The 7,500-nt window shown below is 35.4% G+C and carries 6 protein-coding genes (1 of these 6 only partly in view); all 6 read right to left on the bottom strand.

Going from position 1 to position 7,500, the window contains the following annotated elements; genetic code table 11:
* Positions 1-1,301: the 5' portion of a DNA gyrase subunit A gene (gyrA, locus tag NSQ69_RS00030; RefSeq protein WP_002016488.1), read on the bottom strand. The gene continues 1,171 nt to the left of window position 1, outside the view; only the first 1,301 of its 2,472 coding nucleotides appear in the window; its start codon is at positions 1,299-1,301; its stop codon lies off the left edge, out of view.
* 88 nt (positions 1,302-1,389) lie between these two features.
* On the bottom strand, positions 1,390-3,312 hold the full coding sequence (gene gyrB / locus NSQ69_RS00025; protein ID WP_002034986.1) for a DNA topoisomerase (ATP-hydrolyzing) subunit B: 1,923 nt from the start codon (positions 3,310-3,312) through the stop codon (positions 1,390-1,392).
* Between the two features lie 38 nt (positions 3,313-3,350).
* Positions 3,351-4,478, bottom strand: a complete 1,128-nt coding sequence (recF, locus tag NSQ69_RS00020; RefSeq protein WP_002016486.1) for a DNA replication/repair protein RecF — start codon at positions 4,476-4,478, stop codon at positions 3,351-3,353.
* A gap of 12 nt (positions 4,479-4,490) precedes the next feature.
* The gene (gene yaaA / locus NSQ69_RS00015) at positions 4,491-4,703 is read right to left on the bottom strand and encodes a S4 domain-containing protein YaaA (RefSeq protein ID WP_002016484.1); all 213 of its coding nucleotides are present in this window, start codon (positions 4,701-4,703) and stop codon (positions 4,491-4,493) included.
* Positions 4,704-4,831: 128 nt separating this feature from the next.
* Positions 4,832-5,977 carry a DNA polymerase III subunit beta gene (gene dnaN / locus NSQ69_RS00010; RefSeq protein ID WP_002130198.1) on the bottom strand — a complete coding sequence of 382 codons (1,146 nt, stop codon included), beginning with the start codon at positions 5,975-5,977 and terminating at the stop codon, positions 4,832-4,834.
* A 182-nt stretch (positions 5,978-6,159) separates the two neighbouring features.
* Positions 6,160-7,500 (bottom strand): chromosomal replication initiator protein DnaA, encoded by a 1,341-nt coding sequence (gene dnaA / locus NSQ69_RS00005; RefSeq protein WP_002016481.1) that lies wholly within the window; start codon positions 7,498-7,500, stop codon positions 6,160-6,162.

Raw genomic sequence — 7,500 nt, 5'->3', positions numbered from 1 at the left:
GTTAAACGTTGCAAACGCATATCTAAAATCGCTTGCGCTTGTTTCTCACTTAAGCCGAAACGTTCCATTAAACCTTGTTTTGCAATATCAGCTGTTTTTGAACTACGGATTAAAGTAATAACTTCATCAAGATGATCTAAAGCAATTCGTAAGCCTTCTAAAATATGAGCACGCGCTTCTGCTTTCTCTAATTCATAAGCAGTACGTCTACGAATCACTACCTTTTGATGCTCTAAATAATAATATAGATTTTGTTTTAAATTTAAGACTTGTGGCTCTCCATTTACAAGAGACAACATATTAATACCGAAACTTGTTTGGAGTGCTGTATGTTTATATAGATTATTTAATAGTACATTGGCATTGGCATCACGACGTACTTCCATAACAATACGCATACCATTTCGATCTGATTCATCACGTAAATCTGTAATACCTTCAATTTTCTTATCACGAACTAGTTCTGCGATCTTTTCAATTAATCGCGCCTTATTAACTTGATAAGGTAGTTCTGTTACGATAATAGTTTGTTTACCATTTGCTTTCTCTTCAATTTCAACTTTAGCACGAAGTATAATAGAACCGCGACCTGTTTCGTAAGCTCTTCGAATTCCACTTCGCCCTAAGATTAAACCTGAAGTTGGGAAGTCTGGCCCAGGAATATATTCCATTAATTCCGCGATAGTGATATCAGGGTTATGACTTAATGCCAACACACCATCAATTACTTCTCCAAGTTGATGCGGTGGAATGTTTGTTGCCATACCAACCGCAATACCCGTCGTACCATTGACTAATAAGTTAGGGAAACGCGCTGGTAATACAACTGGCTCTCTTTCAGAACCATCGTAGTTATCTTGATAATCAATTGTATTCTTTGTAATATCGCGTATTAATTCCATAGAAATCTTAGACATTCTTGCTTCTGTATAACGCATTGCTGCCGCTGAATCTCCATCAACAGAACCGAAATTACCATGTCCATCAACAAGCATGTAACGTTGACTAAAATCTTGTGCCATACGTACCATTGTTTCATAAACAGCTGAATCACCGTGCGGGTGATACTTACCAATTACTTCGCCGACAATACGCGCCGACTTCTTATATGCTTTATCAGCTGTAATTCCTAAATCATTCATCGCATATAAAACCCTACGATGAACTGGTTTTAATCCATCACGAACATCTGGTAATGCACGAGACACGATAACACTCATTGCGTAATCTAAAAATGAGGTACGCATTTCATGACTAATATTAATTTCTCGAATTCGTGCTTGTTGTTGATTGTCTGACATCAACGAGCACCTCCTCTTACATTTCCGTTACACATACATTGATTTATATGTAGAAGACAGGAATACTTAGATTCCTGTCATTACTCACTTAAATATCAAGGTTTTTCACGTATTTTGCATTTTCTTGGATAAAGTTACGACGCGGCTCTACTTTATCACCCATCAAAATTTCAAATGTTTCATCCGCTTCAATTGCATCTTGAAGGGAAACTTGAAGTAACGAACGTACTTCTGGGTCCATTGTCGTCTCCCACAGCTGAGTTGGATTCATTTCCCCTAGACCTTTATAACGCTGAATCCCGGGCTTAGGTTGAGCTGGTAATTCAGCTAGTATTTTTTCAAGTTCTTTATTGTTATAAGCATATTGAATTTTTTTACCTTGTTGTACTTTAAACAACGGTGGCTGTGCGATATATATATATCCACACTCAATGATTTGACGCATATAACGATAGAAGAACGTTAATAATAGGGTACGAATATGTGCACCATCAACATCGGCATCTGTCATAATAATAACTTTATGATAGCGAGCTTTTTCAATAGCAAAATCCCCACCAATATTTGTACCAATTGCTGTAATAATTGTACGAACTTCATCATTTGATAAAATCTTATCTAAACGTGCCTTTTCAACGTTAATAATTTTACCCTTCAGTGGTAAAATCGCTTGAAAATGACGATCGCGTCCTTGTTTTGCAGATCCGCCCGCAGAGTCACCCTCCACGATATAAATTTCGCTAATTGCTGGATCTTTAGAAGAACAATCAGCTAGCTTCCCTGGTAAACTTGAAACTTCTAGAGCACTCTTTCGGCGCGTTAGTTCACGAGCCTTTTTAGCCGCTACACGTGCACGCGCTGCCATAGTCCCTTTATCTATAATTTTACGTGCAACATTAGGGTTTTCTAGTAAGAACTTTTCAAACGCCTCTGAGAATACAGACTCTGTAATCGTTCTCGCTTCACTATTTCCAAGTTTCGTCTTTGTTTGTCCTTCAAATTGTGGATTTGGATGCTTAATTGACACGATTGCTGTTAAGCCTTCACGAACATCTTCACCAGTTAAATTACTATCCGCATCTTTTAAAATATTATTTTTACGACCATAATCGTTAATTACACGTGTTAGAGCAGTCTTAAAACCTACCTCATGTGTACCGCCTTCATACGTATGAATATTATTTGTAAATGAATAAATATGATTTGTATAGCCTTCGTTATATTGAAGAGCAACCTCAACCTGAATCCCATCTTTTGAACCGTCAACATATACAGGTTCTTCATGAATCGGTTGTTTTGAACGATTTAAATGTTCAACATATGATTTAATTCCACCTTCATAATGGAATTCTTTCTTTTGCTTATGTTCACGCTTATCTTCAATTGTTAATTTAATATTACGATTTAAAAACGCCAACTCACGCATACGAGTCGCTAATGTATCAAATTCGTATTCTGTCGTCTCTGTAAAAATTTCTGAATCTGGCTTAAAGCGTGTGATCGTTCCTGTACGATCAGTTTCACCTATTACTTTTAAATCCGCAGCCGGGACCCCGCGTTCATATTTTTGATAGTGTATTTTTCCATCTCGATGTACAAATACCTCTAATTCTGTTGATAAAGCATTTACAACAGATGCACCTACACCATGCAAACCACCAGAAACTTTATAACCACCACCGCCAAATTTACCACCGGCATGGAGTACCGTCATAATAACTTCTACAGCAGGACGTCCCATTTTTTCTTGTATACCAACAGGGATACCACGACCATCATCTGTTACAACAATACTATTATCTTCTTCAATACTGACATTAATTTCATCACAATATCCTGCTAAAGCTTCATCAATACTGTTATCAACAATTTCCCACACGAGGTGATGAAGACCTTTTCCACTTGTAGAACCAATATACATACCAGGACGCTTTCGAACTGCCTCCAGTCCTTCTAACACCTGAATCTGACTTTCATCATATGCATTTTCCTGCATTTGCTTTTGTTCCATTGACACAAAGATCACCTACTTTTCCATTTAAACAGAAATTATTTTCTGTCTATTTCACAATCTACCGTGCCGTTCGTTACATGAATTGTTTTCGCTTCTTTCAATGTTTCGTGTTCAATTCCCTCGACACTCGTCGTTGTCACAAAGGTTTGTACTTTTCCTTGAATTGTATTTAGCAGATGCGATTGACGATAATCATCTAATTCTGATAACACATCATCTAGTAAAAGAATTGGATATTCCTTAACCTCTGAGTATATCAATTCAATTTCAGCCAATTTTAGGGATAGTGCGGTTGTTCGTTGTTGTCCTTGTGAACCAAAGACTTGAACATTTTTACTATTAACGAAGAATTGTAAATCATCACGATGAGGACCAAGTAAAGTTGTACCCCGAAAAATTTCACGTTGTTTCACAGATTGAAAACTTTCATAGTATACTTCCTTTATTTTCGACAAATCCATTGATTCTGATACATCTACACTTGGTTTATAAACGATTTCTAACTCCTCTAATCCCCTGCTAATTCCGCGATGAATTGGAGCAGCCCATTCTTGTAGTAAATGCAAAAACTCAAAACGTTTTCGCAAAATTTTTGCACCATGCTCAATAAGTTGAAGTGTAAATACATCCAACATCGTTTCCTCATTTTTACTATTCCCTTGCATCTTCTTAAGTAAATGATTTCGTTGCGTGAGTACCTTTTGATATTGACTTAATTCATACAAATAGACCGGAGCTATTTGTCCAAGTTCCATATCCAAAAAGCGTCTTCGTACTTGAGGGCTTCCTTTTACAAGATTTAAATCTTCTGGGGCAAACATAACAACATTCATTTCACCAATATACTGGCTCAATTTTTGTTGTTCTAACTGATTTAACTTTGCCTTTTTACCTTTTTTTGAAATATTTAATTCTAAGGATACTGAACTATTTCGCCTTTGTAATCTACCTTTTATATTACCATAATCCTCATCCCAACGAATGAGTTCACGATCGTTCGAAGTTCTATGAGATTTCGCCATCGCCAATACATAAATAGCTTCCATCAGATTCGTTTTCCCTTGCGCATTTTCACCAATAATTACATTGACTTTATCCTCAAAGGAAAGCTCTAAATGCTCATAATTGCGATAGTTTTTTAATTGTATTTCTGTAATAAACAAAGGGATCCCCCTTTATGCCTGAACTTGGAAAGTTCCGCTTCCCGGAATTTCAACAATATCATTTGCATATAACTTTCGGCCTCTTCTATTTTCAAGTTCTTGATTCACGTATACTTCATATTCTTGTAAGAACCATTTCACAGCGCCACCTGTATCAATTACATCAGCTAACTTTAAAAATTGTCCTAGTGTAATGTATTCTGTTGAAATCTTAATAAGTTTCATAAAATCGCTCACTTTCTGAAAGTGTTCATTCTTTCATTGTACTAAATAAACTAGCATTAGGAAAGTAATACCCCACAAATCAAATAAGGGTCACTAGTACCTTTACACTAGCAACCCTTAATCCTTACTTAGTAAGTACGGACTGGTAAAATTAATTGGATAATGGAATTATCATTTACTGTGCGAATTAAAAACGGTCTCATTGCTCCAGTAAAACTAACTTTAATTTCTGTACTATCTAAAGCCTTTAATGCGTCCATCATATATTTTGCACTAAAAGATATTTTTAATTCTTCTCCATCTACATTTTCACATTGAACCTCTTCTACTACTTTTCCGATTTCTGGTGCATTCGAAGAAATCTCTAACATCTGTTGTTCTAATGTCGATAATTTAACAACGTTGTTACGACCATCTCTTGCTAACAGCGACGCACGATCAATCGCTTGTAAAAATTCTTTTGTATTTACAAATATATCAGTTTTACTTTCAGCTGGAATTAAACGCGTTGTATCTGGATAATTTCCTTCTAATAATCTTGAGAAGAATAATAAATGTTTTGTACGGAATAATACTTGATACTCCGTAATAACGATATCTACCATTTCTTCGGATTCATCTAGAATTTTACTTAATTCACTTAAGCTCTTACCAGGAATAACGACATTCGCTTGAAATTCATCGGCAATATTATACCCTTCGATTTTTGCTTTACGAAGTGCTAGTCTGTGACTATCTGTTGCAATGCAAGTTAGCTCGCTGTTATATACCTTCCAGTTTACACCTGTCAAGATCGGTCTTGTTTCAGAACTTGAAACTGCAAATACTGTTTGACGAATCATGTGCTTTAGTAAATCTGTTGGAATCTTAAATACATGATGTTCTTCGATTTGTGGTAATAACGGATATTCAGCAGCATCTAAACCATTTAAGTTGAACTCTGATTTTCCAGATTTTATTTTTGTCATAAAATGATTTTCCACAGAAATTTCGACAGTTTCTTTAGGTAATTTTTTTACGATCTCACTAAAATATTTTGCTTGTAAAATAATACTTCCTGATTGTTTAATTTCCACAATTTCTTTTCCAGCATCTTCGACTGGGATAAATGATTCGATAGAGATGTCTGCATCACTACCTGTTAAAGTAACTCCTTCTTCAGTTGCTACAACTTTAATCCCTGTAAGAATTGGAATTGTTGTACGAGAAGAAACTGCCTTCATTACATCTTGTACACTTCTTACAAGATAGTCTTTTTGTATTGTAAAACGCATAACGAAAAACCTCCGGTAAGTATAAGATTTTATTTATTTAATAAAGATAAAAAAGTAGTAGTAATAGTAATAGGGCTTGTGGATATGTGGATAACCCTGTTTAAAGATGTAAAAACAGTCTATCTACATGTGGATAGACTGTGCGTAAAATAAGCTAAGTTATTCACACTATTCAGCTACTACTATTTTAAAATATCCTTAACTTCTTCAACGTGTTTTTGTAATTGAGTATCCGTTTTTAATAGCTTCGAAATTTTTTCGTGAGCATGGATTACTGTTGTATGATCGCGGCCACCAAATTCTTCACCTATTTTTGGCAAAGATGAGTCCGTAAGTTCACGTGATAAATACATCGCAATTTGGCGAGGGAATGCAACGGATTTTGTCCGTTTTTTTGCTTTGAAATCTTCTAATTTTACTTGATAGACGCCCCCAACAGCCTTTTGAATATCAGAAATAGAAATAATTCTAGGTATAGAGTTTGGAATAATATTTTTAAGCGCTTCAGCCGCTAAATCAGCATTCATATCTTTATTAATTAAAGATGAATAAGCTACAACTCGAATAAGTGCACCCTCTAGTTCACGAATATTTGAATCGATTTGATTTGCGATATAAAGCATAACTTCATTTGGTATATCAAGACCTTCTGCTTTTGCTTTTTTACGTAAAATTGCGATTCTAGTTTCTAAATCTGGTGGCGTAATGTCCGTAATTAACCCCCATTCAAAGCGAGAACGAAGGCGATCTTCTAAAGTTGGGATTTCTTTTGGTGGTCTATCGCTTGAAATCACAATTTGTTTACTTTCTTCATGTAACGCATTAAATGTATGGAAAAACTCTTCCTGTGTTTGTTCTTTTCCAGCAAGAAATTGAATATCATCTATCAATAAGACATCTACATTACGATATTTATTACGAAAATCGACAGCTTTATTATCACGAATTGAATTAATAAATTCATTTGTAAATTTTTCAGATGATAAATATACAACTTTTGCATTTGGGTTGTGTTCAATTACATAATGCCCAATTGCGTGCATTAAATGTGTTTTTCCAAGTCCAACGCCCCCGTAAATAAAGAGCGGATTATAGGCTTTAGCTGGTGCTTCAGCTACAGCTAAAGAAGCAGCATGTGCAAAACGATTACCAGAGCCAATAACAAATGTATCAAATGTATATTTTGGGTTTAACATACTCTGTGGTAAGTGATTAGACTCATCATGTGCGTGTTTTTGCTTAACAGAAGGGAGATCTATATCCTCTTCTGCCTGACTTTGGGGAATGATAAAACGAATAGCTAGTTTTGCCCCTGTTAAATCATAAAGTGTTTCGGAGATTAGTTCCGAATAATGAGATTCTAGCCAGTCACGAGCGAATTCATTTGGAGCTGTAATAGTTAATACATCTTTTTTTAAGTTATGAGCAGTTGTTGATTTTAACCAGGTTTCATAACTTGGCTTGCTTACCTTTTTTTCTAATTCTTTTAAGGCACTATTCCATAAATCAGAGATATTTTCCAA

This window comes from Bacillus sp. FSL R10-2201, from assembly GCF_038008665.1.
Classification (GTDB): domain Bacteria; phylum Bacillota; class Bacilli; order Bacillales; family Bacillaceae_G; genus Bacillus_A; species Bacillus_A mycoides.
The sequence above is the reverse complement of the archived record's forward strand: the minus strand, read 5'-3'. Positions and strand labels throughout refer to the sequence as shown.